Source organism: Vibrio sp. 10N.222.46.A1 (genome assembly GCF_041473595.1).
Classification (GTDB): domain Bacteria; phylum Pseudomonadota; class Gammaproteobacteria; order Enterobacterales; family Vibrionaceae; genus Vibrio; species Vibrio tasmaniensis_A.
Genome location: NZ_JBFRSN010000865.1, coordinates 1 through 1,188, shown reverse-complemented (window position 1 = coordinate 1,188; position 1,188 = coordinate 1). Strand labels below are relative to the sequence as shown.

The window sequence follows — 1,188 nt, the reverse complement described above, 5'->3', positions numbered from 1 at the left end:
GACATTATCAATGTCAATCATAAGAATGACATTCAGAATATCTCCACCGATGAAATCAGACAGAACATTGTGATTGTACTGAGTCAAGGAAATACTGATTTAAATCCCAACAACGTTGAAAAAATCATGGCCAACTTTTCAGGGAGAAATATTCAGTTTGTTTCACCTGACGATATGCTTGAGGAAATTAAACAGGGTATTGAACAATACCATCAACAAACGCATCAACAAAAAGAGGAATTCGACACACCCACTCAAGACCATGATTCATTAACCAACGAGCCGGACACTGATATTAATCAACACACAAAAGAAATCAAAGATAAAGAGCTTGAACACTTCGACAGCAAAGAACCCTCCCCTCAAAAAACGTTTGATTTTAATCAGGAGCGTGACAACAACAATGACCAAGATAATAAACTAGATAGAGAGTTAGAGCGGTAGAAAAAGGGGTGTCCAATGGACTACCCTTTTTTTTTGCCTGCCAGAAACTCATCGACTTTATTATCGATATCAGATTTCACCTGTTGCCTAAAGGGTTTGGATTCTTTTTGTTGTCGGAATAATTTTTCACCATCAAAGGTTTGTCCATGAACCACATCAGTGATCGCAGATGAGCCACGAACGACACGATAAATCTCTTCCATCAACGCACGGTTCGATGGACTATCATCCTCACTGTCATTGAGTTTGATGCGCAGTGCCAACATCAAAAGTTGGCGTGTGGCCTCTGCATCACTTAATGCTTCCTTATCCCTAAACGTCTTAAAATCTTGCGCTAACTTTCCACGTAAAGAACTTTGTAGCGGATAAGAACGTGTCATATTGCCCTCCTCAATCCCAATTAAAAGCATTGTTATTCAAATGAAATTTCAATCAATTAATTTTATAAAAGACCCTTCAAGCATTGTCAATAAAGGGCTCAATCAACATTCAATGATTTCCAATTAAAGGACCTTGAAAACGCTCTCATCGCTTTACCTATAAGGGATCAATTAATAATCATTGAAAAAATATATTTATCCATTGAAATTTAATCGGCTAATTAGTGTAATTTCTGAAAATTTTTCCACGTTACTTTAAGCGACTATTATATCTTTAACTTTTTGTTTTTATTATCTTTATGTTTTTCACAGACAACCATTTGCATTGATTTCAATGCGCCGTAGGGTGTGGTCACCAACTCAA

Annotated in this window: 2 protein-coding genes; one reads left to right on the top strand and one right to left on the bottom strand. The window is 36.7% G+C overall.

All coding sequences use genetic code 11. The features are described 5' to 3' along the window. Positions 1–444 (top strand): hypothetical protein (locus tag AB4496_RS21270; protein ID WP_372131875.1); only part of this gene is annotated, 444 nt, incomplete at its 5' end. A 20-nt stretch (positions 445–464) separates the two neighbouring features. Here AB4496_RS21270 and AB4496_RS21265 read toward each other — a convergent pair. Further along, positions 465–824: a hypothetical protein gene (locus AB4496_RS21265; RefSeq protein WP_016800258.1), complete on the bottom strand. Its 360-nt coding sequence runs from the start codon at positions 822–824 to the stop codon at positions 465–467. Positions 825–1,188: the final 364 nt, after the last annotated feature.